Genomic DNA, 16,921 nt, shown 5'->3' on the forward strand with positions numbered 1-16,921 from the left:
TTAATATATTAAAAATAAGCTTGTAAAATAGGTTTTTTAGGGAAGTTCTAAGTGATTTCCGCGTGAATCATTTCTAATAATGAGTTTAGGAAGCATAGTATCTTGCGCAAAGTCATAGATAATAATATCAGGATGATGTAGATCAATAGCTTGTCCTAAAGCTATACAGGCTGCATTTGGTGCGGCAATTAAAAGATGGACTCTCTTTACACCATGTTTATCTTTTAATAGATGAAAAAGTTTCTGAAGCTCAGCGGTGAACTTTGAAATATTATGGGGATGAGGAACCGCCTTACTTCCTAAATATGCTTCAAGCGCATTAATTTCAATAATATCAGCACCCAATTCAGCTTTTAGCTCAAGAGCCTTATTTTTGATTTTATCAATAAGAGCTGTGAAATTTATACATAAAACAACATCGGGAGCCTTTCGAAGAGTTTCAATTCCGATCGTTTCATATGATTGATCAGCAGCTGAAGTATTTGGCCATCCCCATCGATTTGCTTCTCTATCCCTTAACATTGGGAGAAACTTTCCTTTATTACCTAATAAAGCACCTAAGCCAATAAGTGCCGGCATAGGTCCGAATGCAAAGATGGCAGCACGATGTCCATTTAAACTTGTTTGCTGGATAATTTTGTCAGCTTCATTCTGAATAATCATGACGAGTTGTTGTGAAAACTGGTCAGGATTTTTCATATATATCGTATTACTATCACATAACCTTTGAAGGTAACCATCCATCCGATGTTGTAATGGTGATAAACATGAAGCAATCTCTTTAGGCTCTGGATGACCAACAGCATTACTATTTACAGACCATAAAATTGAATATACAGGAATTGGGCTGAATGCTAGGGCGTCAAGTAAAGTGTTTGCTAAATCACAATATGATTTTCTCATTTCGCTCAGTTGTTGTGCTGAGTAATCACTTGCTGCAATTTTATCAATTAACCGGTGATGTTTATCACACAAAAGGAGTACATTTGCCGGGTCATCAGAAAGCAAGTCGGAAAGGTACGGAATTCCTCTTTCACCTCTTTCTGAAGAGGCTACATTATGAGCCAGATATCCTATATTACCCTTCATGCCTGTAAGTTGTTCGATATCTAGACGATCACCGCATCCAGTGAACATGCAGCGGCCATGACTATCTTGCATGACGAGTCGCTTTGTCTCAGCAGTAAACGGATTACCTCGTCCAATTTTTTTTACTGGCTTAAAATAGCTTTTGATGAATTTTTTAATGTCATTTACTTTAATAAATTCTGTAGCTTGATAAGCGCTTTTATTATGCCAAATATGCTCAAGTTTTTTTAAATCGCTCAAATGAGAACAATTTATTGTATGACCTTGCCAAGCATGCAGAATAATTTTTTTGGTTTGTTTATTAGATAGTTCTAATATGAATTGAAGTAGATCAGTCTCATACAGGTTAGCCCTTAGGGAACTGATTACAGTATCGTTTTCTAATAATAAAATAACTAAATTTTGACCACTTTCATCAATAAGTAGACCGACTGTATCCCATGTAATGAAATCTTGAATTGTAGTTGTAAACTCTTGTGCAGTCTTTAATGAATCAAATGGAGGATTTACCGTTTGTACAAGTGTTTCAGTAAAAGTAACTTCAGTCATTCTTATAGTCCTTATCGTACTTGTTGATTATTGATCTCTGCTTGATTCCACCCTTGAAGGGAGGAGTAAAAGAAAATTCGTATTGCTTGAATGCCCACTATGGCAAAAAAAAGCTGGCGGTCAGGATTCCTCAAAATGCAACTTTTCCAGTCTGCATAATCAATATTTGACGGAGTTGGGATGTTTTGTGGGTGGCTATGCCAAGTTCCTAAATAAACCGAGGTTCCGTTTGATTTTGAAAATGCCGAATCTACTTTCTTTTGATGTCCCGGATCTTTTAAGGTGAACCTATGCGTAGATCTGCAATCTTTTGGCATAGGCTCAGTTAAGTCCTCAATCCAGTACTGATTAGGGTTAGAGGAGCTCTGATTGCCAATCAGAACACCACATGCTTCTAGATCTTTTCTATCAAGTTGCTTATATCTCGTCCATGTTTGAATAACTTCATGGGAAATATAGAGTTCAAACTGTTTAGAGGGGAGCAAGTAATAATTTTCAATCATTGCAAAGATCACACCCGCTATTTAGAAGAGGGAGAATTTCTAATGATTTTGAAAACTGTGTATATCGATCAGTTACCTGGAAACCAGCTTGGACGACATCAAAATCACTGCCTTTCCAGCTCACTTTTGAAGAGCTGTGTAATTGGCCCATTAAAAACTTGATCGCTAAATTAGAAGTAATAAGAGCGGTTTGTAATGCACTTAAGTTGCTATAAGGTAAGAATGCATTTCCGCAACCCGCAAGATTTTTCGTAAGGTTTTGATTAGGTTTCAAAAAATTAAGGTTGGAACCTAGACCTCGTGAAAAATCAATTGGATCAACATATGCACATCTTAAACAACCTTTTGAATCAGGAATATCTAGTACAGCATGGCCCCCAATTCCGTAACCTTCCACCCAGGTATTTATGACAGCAGTTTCAATTGAATTCTTAATACAGTAATCATGAAAAATACGTTCTTGTGTAGGTGAACCGATTGCGATAATGATGAGATCGAAAGTATTTAATACATTTTCATATCTTAGGCTTAGGAGTTCTGAAAACATAACCTGGACTTCTAGCCACGGATATTTATTACTCAATTCTGTTTGTAAGCCCCAGGTCTTAGGCCAGCTAATATAATGAGCTGCAAGAGTATGGCGATATAAATTATCCAAAGAAAAAGTCTCGGGATCTGAAAGTGTGATATGGCCAATACCTGTGGATGCAAGTTGATTAGCAATTTGACTCCCAACCGATCCGCAACCTACCAGTAAAACTTTTTTGTTTTGTAATTCTTGAATAGCTCCACTTCGGGGCATGACTCGTTCTTTATTAAATAAACGTACATTCATTGCCTTGAGTTCCCAGAACTCTAAATGCTCACGATTAAGAGGCAGGCCTTTTTTGCTTTTAATATTATTTTTTAAATGAAAATGGATACCAAACCAAGTTTTACCTGATGGTGTATCCGCATTAAATACAAGCCAAAAGGCATGGTCTCGAGTTTGTCCGAGGGTACGGGTTAAAGACTCAAAAACATCCTGAGAAATAAACTTGAGTATTTCAAGATACCATTCTTCTAAGTCTGCACTCTGCCATGGGGCAGGGATTAACTTTTCTAAAGGAACAATACATCCAATTCCTTTAGGTTTACCACGGTTATTGATGTGATCATTAATTACTGAAAACTGAGGCTTTTGTTTAAATTCCTGAGGTATCCCAAAATGGCAAGCATTCAGTCCGTATTTAACGCCTTTCTTGGGAGGAAGAATATTAAGAAGCTCAAATTCTCCTTTATCAGACAAGCATAAAAAGTCCTCATACTTTTGGTCCTGAATATGATTCCAGCCTGCTAAAAATTCTCGTAATAACTCTTCTTCATTCCATTTGGGATCAGATAAACATCTTTCTAATAAAGAAATATGCCGTTTTAAGGATTCTTCAAAGGCTCGTTCGGGCACCTCAAAATTGATAGACACCGAATCCGGAACATTTACGCATATTGAAGCTACATTTAAAGTCTTATTCGCAAGTGTGTGCGCGATTCGCCCGTACTTATCAGGAGACTTTAGAAAAAAAGAAGGCAGAGCTGTAAGTTCTTCATCTTTTAGATGAATTAAGGTGATATCGTAACCTGCAACGGAACATTCGATACTCAGAGCCGGAAACAAACAGAACTCTGTTGCGGATACTTGGTATCCGCGGTCTGTCAGATGATTAATGATTGAAGAGTAGTTCATGCGCCTTGAGATGTCCCTACAGCTCCAGAGGTAGCGAATTGCACTTTTTGAGCCGTGCTTGCACTGTTGGTATTAACATTATTTGGAAAGTCATCACCGAATACTTTGACCAGTAAAGAGCATTGTTCAGCTTCATCTGATGTATCAATTACATCCTGCAAGGTAGATCGTAAATTAGTGAATTGATTTCTAAATCTAGTGCCCGTATTTAGGCTACTACCATGAAAAATATCTCTAGATGGATAAACCGGGAGGTTAACTTTTACTTTCCATTGATCATCAGAGTGCAATTGAAAATAGCCAGACCAATCCAGAATTGAATCAACTGTAGCTTTTAGTGCGAGTAAATCATTTGGAAACCCGTCTTCATCAATACTTGGTTTAAAGTTCTGTTTAATCATTACAGTTAGACCGATTGAATAGATCTTTCTGCACACGTCAGGACTAAACTTCAGGTTTCTCCAACGTTTGAGGTACCTTACCAATCTGCGAAATTGATGTAGTTTTTCTGTGGCATATACGCCATATTGAGATGAGTCATTGACCCAGTCAATGAGTTCTATTGGCGAGGATTCTGACCAAATTTTATGTTCATCAGCTGAGTCTTTTTTCCCTACTGCTAATTCATATCCTCCCCAGGAATTCTTTCTATATACCGGGATATCAATATGTAGATTCTTAAATTTATAATCAGCAGTAACACAAGGTTTTTTAATTTTAGCATTTTGAAATCCACGATCTTCCAGAATTTCTAAAATGACTTTTTTGGGAACTAAAGGATCTGATGGAGAATCTTCATAATCAATGACTATGGCACGGTCAATATCAAAATCTTTACCAGGTTCTTTAATAGTCGTATAAGTAGCAAGTGACCCTTGAACAAAGTTATCAATAACAGGATAACCTTTTTCTTTAAATTTAGCCTTGATTGCAGCTGTAATGCTATCGTCTTTTTCACGAGCATTTGAATACTCGGAATCATGACGGGTTAGATAGATTCGTTGATTAAACGTATTAAATTTATTTTGCAAACTCATGTGTTGCTCTCTCAAAATGTAAGTTTATTTGGTACCCAGCCCCCCTAAAAAAACTGGGTAGAGAACAATTACTTAAACTTTTAAAAGCCATTAGCTCAGTTAATTCACTCTAAGACTTTGACTTTTTTGAACGTTTCGGAAACTTATATAAACCACCTTTTGGGTGATAAATACGTTTGCCGTTTCTGGTAATGAATCGTGTGTACACATATTCAATGCCATCGTCGTTTGTAGACATAGGTCTACTCCTCACATAGGGCATGGTAATGTGAGTGCGACTTAGGAGTAGACAGGGTTGTCCGTTGCGGAGGAGAGAGCTTTTACGTTAGAATCGAGACACCACATCACGAGGACTAACGTGAAAGACATCTATCCGTACTTATGGATAGTCAAGTCTTTTGTCCTGAAATCGCAGGGGCATATGCCCAAATCTGCCTTTCTCACGTTTACTAGCCGACCTTCGGGTCGGCTAAAATATTAAGAAGCCATAGAAAATCTCTCCATCTCTTCGATATCAGCTTTATAAAGCTGAGTGAAATCTTCCGGGTATAAGTTAAAGAAGGATGATAAATCTGGAATGACTTTTGACTTATCACCTTGGCAAAAATCCATCATTAATTTAGCAAAGCGTTGAGGGTGCTCTCTTTCTAGGGAATAAGGCTCAGCTTTGCGGTAACCGTACATACTCATTTGACGCCATAACGTTGCTGACTGTCTGTCACTTATGTCTCCAATGTGTTTTGATTTCACAATTAGAGCAGCCATGGAAACTTTCCAGAACAACTTATGCGTTGCGTAAGTCTTAAGATTAGTTGTTTGTAACTGGCCTTGCACAGCGTCAGTTGGTATTAAAAACTCTGCAGCAAATTCATTCGCTTCTTCTTCCATGTCTATAGATGGAGCATATTTATGAAGAATTAAATGTCCTAACTCATGTGCTAAGGTAAAGCGAATTCGGTCATTAGGTTGATTTGCATTGAGGAAAATACATGGAGGGCTATTTTGAGTTTGTAAAGATACCCCATCAATGTGATCTTCTTCAAAATTACAATAGAAAATAAAGACTCCAGCTTTCTCAATGAGTCCGGTCAAATCTTCAATAGGGTTTAGTCCCAAATTCCATTCTTTACGAAGCTTTAATGCAGCTTCAGTGGCTGAACTAACATTTATATGTATCTGATAACTTGGTAATGGTAAAGATGATTCTAACTGACAAAACAGATCAAGCTTATCTAGATTTGAAGCTTTAATTGTCATTTCAGCATTGATTTGATTTAGGATTTTAGCTGTAGTTGAAGCTTTTTTTCGGTATGCATGTAGACTAATTGGGGACACTTTAAAGTGGTCATCTTGATGAAAGAACCTTTCTGGGAAATTAAGGGTCTTAGCAATATTAAACTTTGTTTCATCTGAAGGCTTAATGTCGCCTTTCTCAATTTTGGATAAAGCAGCTTGAGTAATATTTCCCATTTTTTGGACAAGCTCAGTCTGGCTCATCCCTCTTAGGTCCCGAGCAATTCTTAACATGTCTGGATTAAATGTAGGCATATGTCCTCCCTGAAACAAAAATTTCTTTTGATTCATGCCGGTAAGATAGTGGAAATATTTGGGGCTGTCAATTTTTTGTGAAACTATAACCGAAATTAAAATTGGGTCTATATATTGTGTTTGTTTTTTAGTTTTTTACTAAATATAGTTTTTGGCTGAAACATTTATTAAATTTTATGACAAGAAAGCTAGTTTTTAAAGCAGTTAGATCAGCTAAAGTTCTTAAGATATTCTGAAAGATGGGACCATAAGACGGGTTATTGAAGGCCATATTTCTATAGATAATTTAGTTATTCTGGAATGATTGTTATTAGACTCTTAGATTTCTAGAACTGTTAAAGCTCCCCCAAAAACAGCGCCTGTATCAATAAAAAAACAGTTTTGATGCTGGACTGGTTCTTTAACTACGGTATGACCGAAATAGATTTCATCAACCCCTGTTACAGTTCTATACCCAGGGTGATATTTACTAAATCTAACTCGTCCTCGATGCCATAAAGCAATTTGTATAGCTGACTGCTCGCCTGCAATGAAATAATCGTTCTCAAGAATTTTTTGCTTGAAGTCTTCCCAGTCATTGATATTTATATCTGCATGAACAAAACCATAAACCTTATTGTTATGATGAATTTCAAGAATTATGGGTAAATTACGGCATTGATCAACTATGCTTTGCTGTTGCTCAATAGGTAAATCGTATAGCCAGGCTCCCCCATGATGGGTATGCATATCCTTCATTTCATTATCAAGAGTCGCTTCAATACACATCTGTTCATGATTGCCCCGGATTGCCTTAAACCATGGTTCATTAATAAGGTTTAGGCACTCAAGATTCTCATTGCCGCGGTCGACTAAATCTCCAACAGATACTAATAAATCCTGCTGAAAATTGAATTTTATTTCTTTTAATTTATTCATGAGTAGGGTGTAACATCCATGAAGATCACCCACTACAAAAAGACGGCCCTGTATAGGCTTAGAATAGTGTTCAATTAAATTATGTCCTAAATCTATTTCTTTCATAATTCTAATTCACTAGTTAAAAATAATGAGTTTACATAATCATGGTTCATATGAAGAATATCAACTTTGACTATTACATTTAACTTAAGCCAAGATTATCTAATTGGTTAAAGTCAAAATTTTCATCAAATAAGTGATTTAATTTTTTCTGATTTCTTAAATAAGAAAGTGTCCCTAAGAAGCAGGATTTACATAGTCGAACTTCATATTTATCTTTCTTATCATCGGTGTTCGGATCCCAGTCTGATTTCAGTACACCATAATTGCTTGAAGTTGGCTGGTCACAAATATCACACGTTATACATTGTGTGGTTTTCGTTTGTAGAGAATTATTAGTGCTCAAGGTTAATACTCCAAAATATTGATTATAAAAATATATTTAGCCAGTGAACTCCCAATTTAACGCTTAAGAAGAGCACAAGATATTCTCAACCTAACAATAAAATATTCTCTTAATTAACTATCTGTTAATAAGTTAATATTTATTTAATTTATTATTTTTCATAATGATTTTTAAATATAATGAAGTGGCAATGTATAATTTAGAAAGTTTGTATTAACTCCTTTAATACGTTTACTTTTGATTGAAGTGAAAATTGATAATCTTTCTTTTTTTGTATCAAAAGTTCAATCTGAAATCTAATACTAGGAAACTCATTAAAACACTCGTTAAGACATTCAATTTCGAGTTCATTTTGCTGTAGTGTTTTATTAAGTTGATTAGTCTTCTCACAAATAGATTCATAAGGCTCTTGTAATTCCACAGGTAAACAAAACTTCTTGATTTGATATGCATGATATTTAGAAGTGTATTTTTGAGGAATATTTATAGAATCCACAATAAAGTACTCCTTTACTAAATGATGAATAAAAAAGCTATGAACTACTTCAAAGTTTTCATCGTTATTTAAATAGCTGTTATGGCCTACAAATAACGACCATATTTCTGTGAACGCCAATTTATGAAAAGAATTTTTCATAAGGAAACGTAAAAACAATCTTTGCAGAATTTGTCTTTTCGTCATTTCTACCATCAAGTAACAATTAATATCCTATTTTGGGATATTTTTTAAAATAGTACACCATCTTCGGTTATGAGCTCAATACATGACCCTAGATATATTGGTCTAATACAATGTTTAATATCTTTACGTGAGGAAAAAAATATAACTCAGGTAGAAGTAGCTTCATTTCTAAAAAAACATCAGTCGTATGTTGCTAAAGTAGAAAATTTAGATCGTAGATTGGATGTAATTGAATTACATGACTGGCTAAAAGCCCTTGATATACAACTTTCAGAATTTATTATAATTTCTAAATTAGAAAAACATTAATTTTAATTAGATAAGATTTGTTTTGTCTTAAAACTTAATATCAACCTCTCAAAATTACGCTTTAACTCTCCAAAACACATTATTACAGAGTATTTTGTCGCATAGTTGTTTGTAACGTCGCATAGTTGTTTGTAAATCACAGCCGCCCCCAACTAGTGCAATTGCTGAGGCTGTATGGTGGGGTGCACGAAAAGGGCGCTGTCCAAAAATATGCGGTGTATTTGAAATCGAATAAATACTCGCAACTTCAAGCGTTTCTTGAGTAGAAAGTGGTGGTAAAATTGAAGGAAGACGTGAGGCGAGTAAAGTCTTACCTGTACCCGGTGGTCCTTTAAAGAGCAGGGAGTGCCCTCCAGCAGCTGCAATTTCCAGTGCACGACGTGGACGTAGCTGACCTTTTACATCAGCAAGGTCAAATTTATACGGCATGTCATTTGAGCGGGAAGATGATTGCACCTGAGATAGCTTGGTATTTCCTAAAAAGTGTTCACAAACTTCTTTTAAATGACTAACCGGATAACACTCAAGATTTGGTAAATGACTAATATCTTGACTATTATCTTGGGGTAAAACAATTTTATGCTGGGCTTGTTGGCAGGCCATTGCCAAAGTTAAAGCACCTGAAATAGGTCTTACATGACCATCTAGTGCTAACTCTCCAATAAATTCAAAGTCTTCAGTGCAGTTCTCTGGAAGCTGACCTGAGGCAATTAATATCCCTAATGCAATCGGTAAATCTAAACGTGAACCATCTTTGGGCAAATCTGCGGGAGCAAGATTAATAGTCAGCCGTTTAGTCGGAAACTGAAATCCACTATTAATAATTGCTGAGCGAACCCTGTCCTTACTCTCCCTGACTGCTGCTTCAGCAAGCCCTACGATCGTTAGAGAAGGTAAGCCTTGACTCACATGTACCTCTACTTCAATGAGAGGCGCATGTAAGCCTAAAAGTCCCCGAGTATAAATTTTAGAAAAAGACATCTTCTTGTTCCATTGTGGTGCTTAATTTTTAATCGTTGTAAAGTATAAGTGCGCTACATTGGTGCTTATTTTTTATTCTTTAAAGTTTCTTCTAATAGACTTACTTGTTTTTGTAGCTCTTCTAAACGTTGGTTGGCTAAATGAAGTGCAGTTTTTTGTCTTTCGATTTCTTGTTTAGACACGAGGTCTAATTTCTCGACAGTTTCATTTAATAATGCACGTAAGTTTTTTTCTAAATCTTTTTTAGGCTCGTCAATTTGTTCCAAAATAGCCTGTAATAGAGTTTCTAGCATGAGATATCCAAACTGTTGTATTACCTTATGCTTGCCAGTTTAACACTGCTTGAACCTCGTATATAGGCTTCTTGGCTTTTCCATATTGGATAACGATAAAATGAAATAAAAACAGGACTGCAAATTCATTTTATTTTTAGTAGCTCATCTACATCTTGATAACTAAATAGGTTATAAAGAAAGCTCATGCAAAAGATTCATCTCCTCCAACCTTTGAAATATTGGCATGAAAATTGAACATAAAACCTTACTGGTGAAAAGAAGCCGAAGGAAACAAACATGAAGCTTGTAACTGCAATTGTAAAACCGTTTAAATTAGATGATGTGCGTGAAGCACTCTCTGACATTGGTGTACAAGGGATTACCGTAACTGAAGTTAAAGGTTTTGGTCGTCAAAAAGGGCATACAGAACTTTACCGCGGCGCGGAGTATGTGGTTGATTTCTTACCTAAAGTAAAAATCGAAATTGCGATTAGCGATGAAATGGTCGACGCAGTAATTGAGTCAATTACTCGTGTGGCAAGCACTGGGAAAATCGGCGACGGTAAGATTTTTGTGACTAACCTGGAACAAGTCATCCGTATCCGTACGGGTGAAACAGGACCAGATGCTGTCTAAATTGGCACAAAGCTTGCTGAGCAATAAATAGCTCGCAAATGAGGTTGGGGGACACGAATGAAAAAAATGCTTATGGCGCTGAGTCTAACAGGCGCACTTTTGGGTGGTACTGCCGCTTGGGCAGAAGAGACTGTAACAACACCGACATCTGAGGTTACAGCAACATCAACGTCTGCAGCACCTGCAACATCTGCAGCAGCACCAGCAGCTGCCGCAACTCCGGCAGCTCCAGCACCGACACCAAAACTCGATACAGGCGATACATCTTGGATTTTAGTTTCAACAGCTTTAGTACTGTTGATGACGATTCCTGGCTTGGCATTGTTCTACGGCGGTATGGTCCGTAAGAAAAACGTATTAAGTACCATGATGTTCAGCCTTTCTGCTGCAATTTTGGTAAGTTTGCTTTGGGTGATTGCTGGTTATTCACTCGCGTTCTCTGGCACAGGTGCATACTTTGGTGACTTGTCTAAAGCTATGCTCAATGGCGTAGGTTTTAACGCACTAAGTGGAACAATTCCTGAAAGCTTATTTGTTATTTTCCAAATGACTTTTGCCATCATTACTGTCGCAATTTTGAGTGGTTCGATTGCTGACCGTATGAAATATTCAGCTTTCATGGCCTTTATTACAATTTGGGTACTTGTGGTTTATGCGCCAATTACTCACTGGGTCTGGGCAACAGATGGTTGGTTATTTAAAGCAGGCGCATTAGATTTTGCTGGTGGTACAGTTGTACATATCAACTCTGGTGTTGCGGGTTTAGTCGCAGCTTACATGCTTGGTAAACGTATTGGCCTTGGCCGTGAATCTATGGCACCGCATAACTTAACTTTAACTGTAATCGGTGCAAGCTTACTTTGGGTAGGTTGGTTCGGCTTTAATGGTGGTAGTGCGTTAGGCGCTGGTGCTCGTGCAAGTATGGCAATTTTAGTGACTCAAGTTGCTGCCGCTGCTGCTGCCTTCTCTTGGTTAGTTGTAGAACGTATGATTCGTGGTAAAGCTTCTGTATTAGGTGGTGCATCTGGTGCTGTGGCTGGTTTGGTTGTGATTACACCAGCAGCAGGTTTCGTCGGCGTAGGCGGAGCTCTAGTGATGGGCTTAATCGGTGGTGTAGTCTGCTTCTGGGGTATTACAGCACTTAAACGTTTACTCAAAGCGGATGATGCATTGGATGCCTTTGGTTTACATGCAGTAGGTGGTATTGTCGGCGCGATTTTAACTGGCGTGTTCTATAGTGATGAAATCATTAAAGCAGCTAGTGTGACTTTAGCACCAACATTTGCAGGCCAATTGTGGGTACAAGTTGAAGGTGTACTTGCAACTATGGTTTACAGCGGTATTGCAACCTTCATTATTCTTAAAGTAATTGATGTGGTGATTGGTCTGCGTGTTAATGCCGATGATGAACGTATGGGTCTGGATTTAAGCCAACATGGCGAACGTATTGAATAATTCATAATATATTTGCTGTACTAAAAACAGTCTTGGGCTGTGATCAAAGCGATGCTTTGATCTGGCTCAGGGCTGTTTTTTTGTCTCATAGAATGCTGGTTCAGTAAGCGTAGAAATTTTGCTACACTAGGTCAAAGTAATTGACCCTATTAAGTCCGCTATGCATTGTCCATTTTGCAACGCCGCAGATAGTAAAGTCATCGATTCTCGGCTGGCCGCAGAAGGCTGTCAGATTCGTCGACGTCGTGAGTGTGTAGTTTGCGGTGAACGTTTTACCACTTTTGAAAGCTATGAAGTGGTGATGCCCCGTGTGATCAAATCGAATGGAAAGAATGAGCCATTCGATGAAGCGAAGCTACGTCGTTCACTTATGCATGCTTTACAAAAGCGTCCAGTGACACAAGAGCAGATCGAAACGGTTCTGAGTGATATTCAATTGCAGATTCGCCGTTTAGGTGAACGTGATGTTAAGTCTAGAACTATTGGTGAAATTGTCATGCAATCTTTATTTGCACTTGATCATGTTGCCTATGTTCGTTTTGCTTCGGTTTATCAAGACTTTCAGGATGTTGAAGCGTTTCGCCGTCAAATTGAGCAAATGCAACAACGTGAACATTAATCATTTGAGATTTATATGTCTGAGTTGAAACAAGATCAGTACTGGATGCAGCAAGCCATTGAACTTGCCAAACGAGGACTCTATTCGACAAAACCAAATCCAAATGTCGGTTGTGTTATTGTCAAAGACAATCAAGTGATTGGTGAAGGTTTTCATCCGAAAGCTGGTCAACCTCATGCTGAAGTTTTTGCGCTGCGTCAGGCGGGTGAACAAGCACAAGGTGCAACCGCTTATGTGACGCTTGAGCCTTGTGCTCATTATGGACGAACCCCGCCGTGTGCTGAAGCATTGGTTAAAGCACAGGTTAAAAAAGTGGTGGTGGCGTGTCCCGATCCCAATCCGCTTGTTGCAGGTAAAGGTGTTCAGATCTTAAAAAATGCCGGTATTGAAGTAGAAATCGGGATTTGTGAAGATTTGGCAGCCAAACTTAATCAAGGCTTTTTAAAAGCGATGTCTACGGGCATGCCATATGTGCGTTTAAAAGTTGCTTCTAGTTTAGATGGGCGTACTGCAATGGCATCGGGTGAGTCGAAGTGGATTACTGGTTCTGCTGCTCGTCAAGATGTCCAACATTGGCGTGCGATTTCAGGTGCCGTGATTACAGGTATTGATACTGTGATTGCTGATGACTGTCAGCTTAATGTACGGTCACTCCATAATCTTGATATCGAAACAGTTGCGCAGCCAAAACGGGTAATTCTAGATCGAAGAGGGCGTTTACCGCTCACTGCTAAAATTTTAGAAAATCCTGAAACTGTCATGGTGATGGGGCCATATCGTCAGGAACTTGCTGACTTAGGCGTGATACAATTAGAAATTCAGCCTTTAAAAACACTATTACAGGCCTTATCTAAGCAATACCAAATTTATGATGTGCTGGTTGAAGCTGGCGCAACATTGTCTACCGTCTTTTTGCAAGAAGGTTTGGTAGATGAAATGATCAGTTATGTTGCCCCGACTTTATTGGGGCAAAGTGCAAGAGCCATGTTCAACGCAGATTTTGAATATATGGCACAGCAACTTCGTTTTAAACTTCTTGATGTAATACAACTTGATCAAGATATACGCTTAAGGTTAATCCCTACGCAAGAGAAAGTATGAATTCAGAGCCTTCGGTTTACCACAAACGTCGTCATGCAGCCCGCACGACAGACGAATATCTTTTTCATCAGCTTGTACCATACTTGGGTAACAAGCGCCGATTGCTCCACTTGATTTTAGAAGCTCTGGAAATTACAGGGACGCTGAACAGCAAGAAAAAGAATCCTCCGATTTTTGCCGACTTCTTCGCAGGTAGTGGTGTGGTGTCTCGCTTGGCACGCCAAAACGGTTACCGAGTCATTGCAAATGACTGGGAACCTTATAGCCATGCTTTAAATCATGCAATTTTAGCGTGTGTCGATGCACCCGCGTTTAAAGAGCTTGGTGGCTACCAGAAAGCCATCGATTATTTAAACCGCTTACCTGAGGTTAAAGGTTGGGTAACGCATAACCTTTGCCCTCGTAATGATGATGTCTATGATCCATCTCGTGACCGTTTGTTCTTTAAGCGTCGTAATGGTATGCGCATTGATGCGATTCGCCAGCAGATTGCAACATGGCAGGCACAAGGCGCAATTAATGATGTAGAAATGAGTGCCTTGCTTGCGCCATTACTCTATTCGGCAAGTTTTGTGAGTAATACCAGTGGTGTATTTAAAAGCTTCCACCAAGGGTGGGGCGGACGTACACAAACGGCCTTAGAACGAATTGAATCATTGCTGTGGCTCACACCGAGCCGTTTTTGTGAGATTGGTGACCGTAAGCGTCCAGCTGCTGAAATGTGGTGTGTAGATGCTCAGCATTTAGCAAATCAGATGAGCGGTTTTGAAGTAGATGTAGCCTATCTTGACCCACCTTATAACCAGCATGCTTATAGTAGTAACTACCACGTTTTAAATGCATTGACGTTATGGGATCAAGTCGACCTACCACCGCCAGACACGAAAGGTTATAAGAGTGGTATTGACCGTGCATGGCGTAAAGAGCGTCCAAGTCCATACAACTCGTCTAAACATGCAAAAGATGCGTATGAAAAATTACTTTCAACCATCAATGCGCGTTATATTCTGACCAGTTATTCCACCGATGGTAATATTGAGCCAAAAGACTTACTAATGGCCAATCTGGAGCGTGGAAAAGTCACTTTATTGACTCAAGATGTTCCACGTTATCGCGTAAGTAAACAACGTCAGTCAGAGCGCGCACGTGTGCTTGAGTTTATTGTGATTACAGATACTCATGCCAAACCAGGGCCGCCGTTACGTCAATTGTTAGGCCAGCTTTACCACTTTGCCGAGCTAGGTGGTGTAGATACTTCAGGTAACAGTACGCAGCTCGCACTTTGGTAAGCGCTGCAATTTAAGCAGTGTAAAAGATTTGGAGATTGAGCCATGTTTACAGGCATTATTGAAAGTTTAGGTAAAGTAGAAAGCCTGCAAAGTGTAGGTGGCGATGTGCGTTTACGTATTCAAACCGATTTGGATATGTCGGATGTACATTTAGGTGACTCAATTGCAACCAATGGGATCTGTCTCACCGTTATTGAGTGGGGGGATAATTGGTACGCAGCTGATGTTTCTCGCGAAAGTTTAAACCGTACCACTTTGGGTAACTGGAAAGTGGGTCAACGTGTCAATGTTGAAAAGGCGATGCTGCCAACAACCCGTTTTGGTGGACACATTGTAAGTGGTCATGTTGATGGTGTAGGTGAAATTACCGTAGTCCGTGAAGATGCTCGCTCAATTTATTATGAAGTGACAGCACCTGTAGAACTTGCTAAATACTTAGCAGAGAAAGGTTCTGTGACAGTAGATGGTATTAGTTTAACCATTAATCATTTACGCGGTAATATTTTAAGTTTGAACTTAATTCCGCACACAGCAGAACGTACCAATATTGGAACCTGGCAAGTCGGTAGCAAAGTTAACCTAGAAGTCGATGTATTAGCGCGTTATATTGAGCGTTTATTACTGGGTGATAAAGCTGCTGAACAAAAAACCGAGTCAAATATTAGTATGGCTTTCTTAGCTGAAAATGGCTTTTTAAAATAAAGTTTTAAATCGCTAAAATAAAAAAACCGGACATATGTTCCGGTTTTTTATTTTTGAAATTAATGTTTGGTCAGAGTAACCGAGTGTGTGCCTACCCATGGTTTATTATGCTGGGTGCGTGTAATTGAAAACTCACCTTTTTCTGACGCTCGTGTGAGTAAAATTGAAAGTGAATTAAAGTCGTTATGACTCATATAAAGTTCTTGTGCTGAAAATGTCCATTGCTCACCCTGATTAAGCTGCTCAAGTTGCATTGAAATCTGATGTGGAATGTCCATTTTTACCCTCATTAATTTTCATAAATACACATGCGTTATTCTAATAATTATTTGAACTAAAAGAATATTATGCATGACTATTTTGTGACAATTAAATGTCATTTTTATGACAAGGAACGTTGTATAAACTTTACTTTTCTATTTTTTCATCAGAAAACTTAGAATTTTTTAAAATATATTCAATTTCTTCTTGAGCTGCCGAATTTAGCTTAGCTCGGAAAGCCGTAACAGACTGTTCAATTAAGTTCTCAGCTTCAAGCTCTAAACGAATACGTAAACTTTCAAGCTCAGATAAGATTTGGTCATCGGTAATGCTAAGCTTTACCCCAGAAGAGTAGTTCACTGCTGGTGTTTCAGGATTTTTCTGATAACGCGCAGTGTGTTCAGCAACTTCTTGTTCTAAATGACTGCGGAAAGCTTGTAGAGCTTGAGTTTGTTCACTAAATTTACGAACTTCGTCTGCTTGTAATTCAGCAGCATAGGCTGCTTCCATTGCGCGCTTATCTGCAAGAGACTTTTCTAAAGCAAGCTGACGACGAATACGTGCCTGTTCGATTAACTCTGCTTTTAAGTCAGCATAAGCTTGTTCAATGTTTTGCTGTGATTCTAGCTGTGCCTTCTCATCATTGAGTACCCAAAGTTGAATAGGCGTCTGAGGCTCTAATAAATCACAAATACGTGCCAAATCCTGTTGATAGGCATGACGGACAGCTTCAGGCGCATTTAACCATCTTTTTTTAAAATCTTGCCCGACATTTAATGCCACCACAGTTCTCCTT

The 16,921-nt window shown here is 38.5% G+C and carries 18 protein-coding genes and 1 pseudogene; 7 read left to right on the plus strand and 12 right to left on the minus strand.

Going from position 1 to position 16,921, the window contains the following annotated elements; all coding sequences use genetic code 11:
• Positions 1–36: 36 nt before the first annotated feature.
• From ABLC00_RS01240 to ABLC00_RS01275, 8 genes are all read right to left on the minus strand, one after another.
• Complete coding sequence (locus tag ABLC00_RS01240) at positions 37–1,638, minus strand: SAVED domain-containing protein (protein WP_033846917.1); 1,602 nt, start codon at positions 1,636–1,638, stop codon at positions 37–39.
• Between the two features lie 11 nt (positions 1,639–1,649).
• Positions 1,650–2,141: a Mov34/MPN/PAD-1 family protein gene (locus ABLC00_RS01245; RefSeq protein WP_033846918.1), complete on the minus strand. Its 492-nt coding sequence runs from the start codon at positions 2,139–2,141 to the stop codon at positions 1,650–1,652.
• Positions 2,134–3,864: a ThiF family adenylyltransferase gene (locus ABLC00_RS01250; protein WP_033846920.1), complete on the minus strand. Its 1,731-nt coding sequence runs from the start codon at positions 3,862–3,864 to the stop codon at positions 2,134–2,136. Before ABLC00_RS01250 ends, ABLC00_RS01245 begins: the two co-directional genes overlap by 8 nt.
• The gene (locus ABLC00_RS01255; RefSeq protein ID WP_033846921.1) at positions 3,861–4,901 is read right to left on the minus strand and encodes a nucleotidyltransferase; all 1,041 of its coding nucleotides are present in this window, start codon (positions 4,899–4,901) and stop codon (positions 3,861–3,863) included. Before ABLC00_RS01255 ends, ABLC00_RS01250 begins: the two co-directional genes overlap by 4 nt.
• Before the next feature lie 109 nt (positions 4,902–5,010).
• A complete protein-coding gene (locus ABLC00_RS01260; RefSeq protein WP_000106063.1) occupies positions 5,011–5,139 on the minus strand; it encodes a hypothetical protein in 129 nt (42 codons plus the stop codon).
• 239 nt (positions 5,140–5,378) lie between these two features.
• The gene (locus ABLC00_RS01265; protein WP_033846922.1) at positions 5,379–6,449 is read right to left on the minus strand and encodes an XRE family transcriptional regulator; all 1,071 of its coding nucleotides are present in this window, start codon (positions 6,447–6,449) and stop codon (positions 5,379–5,381) included.
• 318 nt (positions 6,450–6,767) lie between these two features.
• On the minus strand, positions 6,768–7,472 hold the full coding sequence (locus ABLC00_RS01270) for a metallophosphoesterase (RefSeq protein WP_033846923.1): 705 nt from the start codon (positions 7,470–7,472) through the stop codon (positions 6,768–6,770).
• A gap of 542 nt (positions 7,473–8,014) precedes the next feature.
• Entirely contained in the window at positions 8,015–8,497 is a 483-nt protein-coding gene (locus tag ABLC00_RS01275) for a hypothetical protein (protein ID WP_348941167.1), read from the minus strand.
• A 69-nt stretch (positions 8,498–8,566) separates the two neighbouring features.
• Here ABLC00_RS01275 and ABLC00_RS01280 point away from each other — a divergent pair, with 69 nt between their 5' ends.
• Complete coding sequence (locus ABLC00_RS01280; protein WP_005301602.1) at positions 8,567–8,806, plus strand: helix-turn-helix domain-containing protein; 240 nt, start codon at positions 8,567–8,569, stop codon at positions 8,804–8,806.
• Positions 8,807–8,947: 141 nt separating this feature from the next.
• Here ABLC00_RS01280 and ABLC00_RS01285 read toward each other — a convergent pair.
• Positions 8,948–9,787 (minus strand): annotated as a pseudogene (locus tag ABLC00_RS01285) (YifB family Mg chelatase-like AAA ATPase); the annotation flags it as partial.
• Positions 9,788–9,852: 65 nt separating this feature from the next.
• Positions 9,853–10,080 (minus strand): accessory factor UbiK family protein, encoded by a 228-nt coding sequence (locus ABLC00_RS01290; RefSeq protein ID WP_002048939.1) that lies wholly within the window; start codon positions 10,078–10,080, stop codon positions 9,853–9,855.
• A 279-nt stretch (positions 10,081–10,359) separates the two neighbouring features.
• On the opposite strand from ABLC00_RS01290, the gene glnK reads away from it, so the two are divergent.
• The 6 genes from glnK (at position 10,360) to ABLC00_RS01320 (ending at position 15,864) form a co-directional block, all read left to right on the plus strand.
• Positions 10,360–10,698 carry a P-II family nitrogen regulator gene (gene glnK / locus ABLC00_RS01295; RefSeq protein ID WP_000780326.1) on the plus strand — a complete coding sequence of 113 codons (339 nt, stop codon included), beginning with the start codon at positions 10,360–10,362 and terminating at the stop codon, positions 10,696–10,698.
• A 57-nt stretch (positions 10,699–10,755) separates the two neighbouring features.
• A complete protein-coding gene (locus tag ABLC00_RS01300) occupies positions 10,756–12,153 on the plus strand; it encodes an ammonium transporter (protein WP_002048891.1) in 1,398 nt (465 codons plus the stop codon).
• Between the two features lie 160 nt (positions 12,154–12,313).
• Positions 12,314–12,772, plus strand: a complete 459-nt coding sequence (gene nrdR, locus ABLC00_RS01305; protein ID WP_004710970.1) for a transcriptional regulator NrdR — start codon at positions 12,314–12,316, stop codon at positions 12,770–12,772.
• A gap of 15 nt (positions 12,773–12,787) precedes the next feature.
• On the plus strand, positions 12,788–13,873 hold the full coding sequence (gene ribD, locus ABLC00_RS01310) for a bifunctional diaminohydroxyphosphoribosylaminopyrimidine deaminase/5-amino-6-(5-phosphoribosylamino)uracil reductase RibD (RefSeq protein WP_033846925.1): 1,086 nt from the start codon (positions 12,788–12,790) through the stop codon (positions 13,871–13,873).
• Positions 13,870–15,162, plus strand: a complete 1,293-nt coding sequence (locus tag ABLC00_RS01315) for a DNA adenine methylase (protein WP_001083669.1) — start codon at positions 13,870–13,872, stop codon at positions 15,160–15,162. The genes ribD and ABLC00_RS01315 overlap by 4 nt, the downstream gene beginning before the upstream one ends.
• 42 nt (positions 15,163–15,204) lie before the next feature.
• A complete protein-coding gene (locus tag ABLC00_RS01320; RefSeq protein ID WP_004710964.1) occupies positions 15,205–15,864 on the plus strand; it encodes a riboflavin synthase in 660 nt (219 codons plus the stop codon).
• 59 nt (positions 15,865–15,923) lie between these two features.
• Here the strand turns inward: ABLC00_RS01320 and ABLC00_RS01325 are convergent, their stop codons facing one another.
• Positions 15,924–16,142, minus strand: coding sequence for a hypothetical protein (locus tag ABLC00_RS01325; protein ID WP_002048916.1), 219 nt, complete (start codon positions 16,140–16,142; stop codon positions 15,924–15,926).
• Positions 16,143–16,272: 130 nt separating this feature from the next.
• On the minus strand, positions 16,273–16,911 hold the full coding sequence (locus tag ABLC00_RS01330; RefSeq protein ID WP_017393526.1) for a hypothetical protein: 639 nt from the start codon (positions 16,909–16,911) through the stop codon (positions 16,273–16,275).
• Between the last annotated feature and the right edge of the window lie 10 nt (positions 16,912–16,921).

Source organism: Acinetobacter nosocomialis (assembly GCF_041021905.1).
Lineage (GTDB): Bacteria > Pseudomonadota > Gammaproteobacteria > Pseudomonadales > Moraxellaceae > Acinetobacter > Acinetobacter nosocomialis.

Excerpts from the sequence above, each read along its gene's own strand:
- ABLC00_RS01240 (WP_033846917.1), bottom strand. The coding sequence starts at position 1,638 with ATGACTGAAGTTACTTTTACTGAAACACTTGTACAAACGGTAAATCCT.
- ABLC00_RS01245 (WP_033846918.1), bottom strand. The coding sequence starts at position 2,141 with ATGATTGAAAATTATTACTTGCTCCCCTCTAAACAGTTTGAACTCTAT.
- ABLC00_RS01250 (WP_033846920.1), bottom strand. The coding sequence starts at position 3,864 with ATGAACTACTCTTCAATCATTAATCATCTGACAGACCGCGGATACCAA.
- ABLC00_RS01255 (WP_033846921.1), bottom strand. The coding sequence starts at position 4,901 with ATGAGTTTGCAAAATAAATTTAATACGTTTAATCAACGAATCTATCTA.
- ABLC00_RS01260 (WP_000106063.1), bottom strand. The coding sequence starts at position 5,139 with ATGTCTACAAACGACGATGGCATTGAATATGTGTACACACGATTCATT.
- ABLC00_RS01265 (WP_033846922.1), bottom strand. The coding sequence starts at position 6,449 with ATGCCTACATTTAATCCAGACATGTTAAGAATTGCTCGGGACCTAAGA.
- ABLC00_RS01270 (WP_033846923.1), bottom strand. The coding sequence starts at position 7,472 with ATGAAAGAAATAGATTTAGGACATAATTTAATTGAACACTATTCTAAG.
- ABLC00_RS01275 (WP_348941167.1), bottom strand. The coding sequence starts at position 8,497 with ATGACGAAAAGACAAATTCTGCAAAGATTGTTTTTACGTTTCCTTATG.
- ABLC00_RS01280 (WP_005301602.1), top strand. The coding sequence starts at position 8,567 with ATGAGCTCAATACATGACCCTAGATATATTGGTCTAATACAATGTTTA.
- ABLC00_RS01290 (WP_002048939.1), bottom strand. The coding sequence starts at position 10,080 with ATGCTAGAAACTCTATTACAGGCTATTTTGGAACAAATTGACGAGCCT.
- glnK (WP_000780326.1), top strand. The coding sequence starts at position 10,360 with ATGAAGCTTGTAACTGCAATTGTAAAACCGTTTAAATTAGATGATGTG.
- ABLC00_RS01300 (WP_002048891.1), top strand. The coding sequence starts at position 10,756 with ATGAAAAAAATGCTTATGGCGCTGAGTCTAACAGGCGCACTTTTGGGT.
- nrdR (WP_004710970.1), top strand. The coding sequence starts at position 12,314 with ATGCATTGTCCATTTTGCAACGCCGCAGATAGTAAAGTCATCGATTCT.
- ribD (WP_033846925.1), top strand. The coding sequence starts at position 12,788 with ATGTCTGAGTTGAAACAAGATCAGTACTGGATGCAGCAAGCCATTGAA.
- ABLC00_RS01315 (WP_001083669.1), top strand. The coding sequence starts at position 13,870 with ATGAATTCAGAGCCTTCGGTTTACCACAAACGTCGTCATGCAGCCCGC.
- ABLC00_RS01320 (WP_004710964.1), top strand. The coding sequence starts at position 15,205 with ATGTTTACAGGCATTATTGAAAGTTTAGGTAAAGTAGAAAGCCTGCAA.
- ABLC00_RS01325 (WP_002048916.1), bottom strand. The coding sequence starts at position 16,142 with ATGGACATTCCACATCAGATTTCAATGCAACTTGAGCAGCTTAATCAG.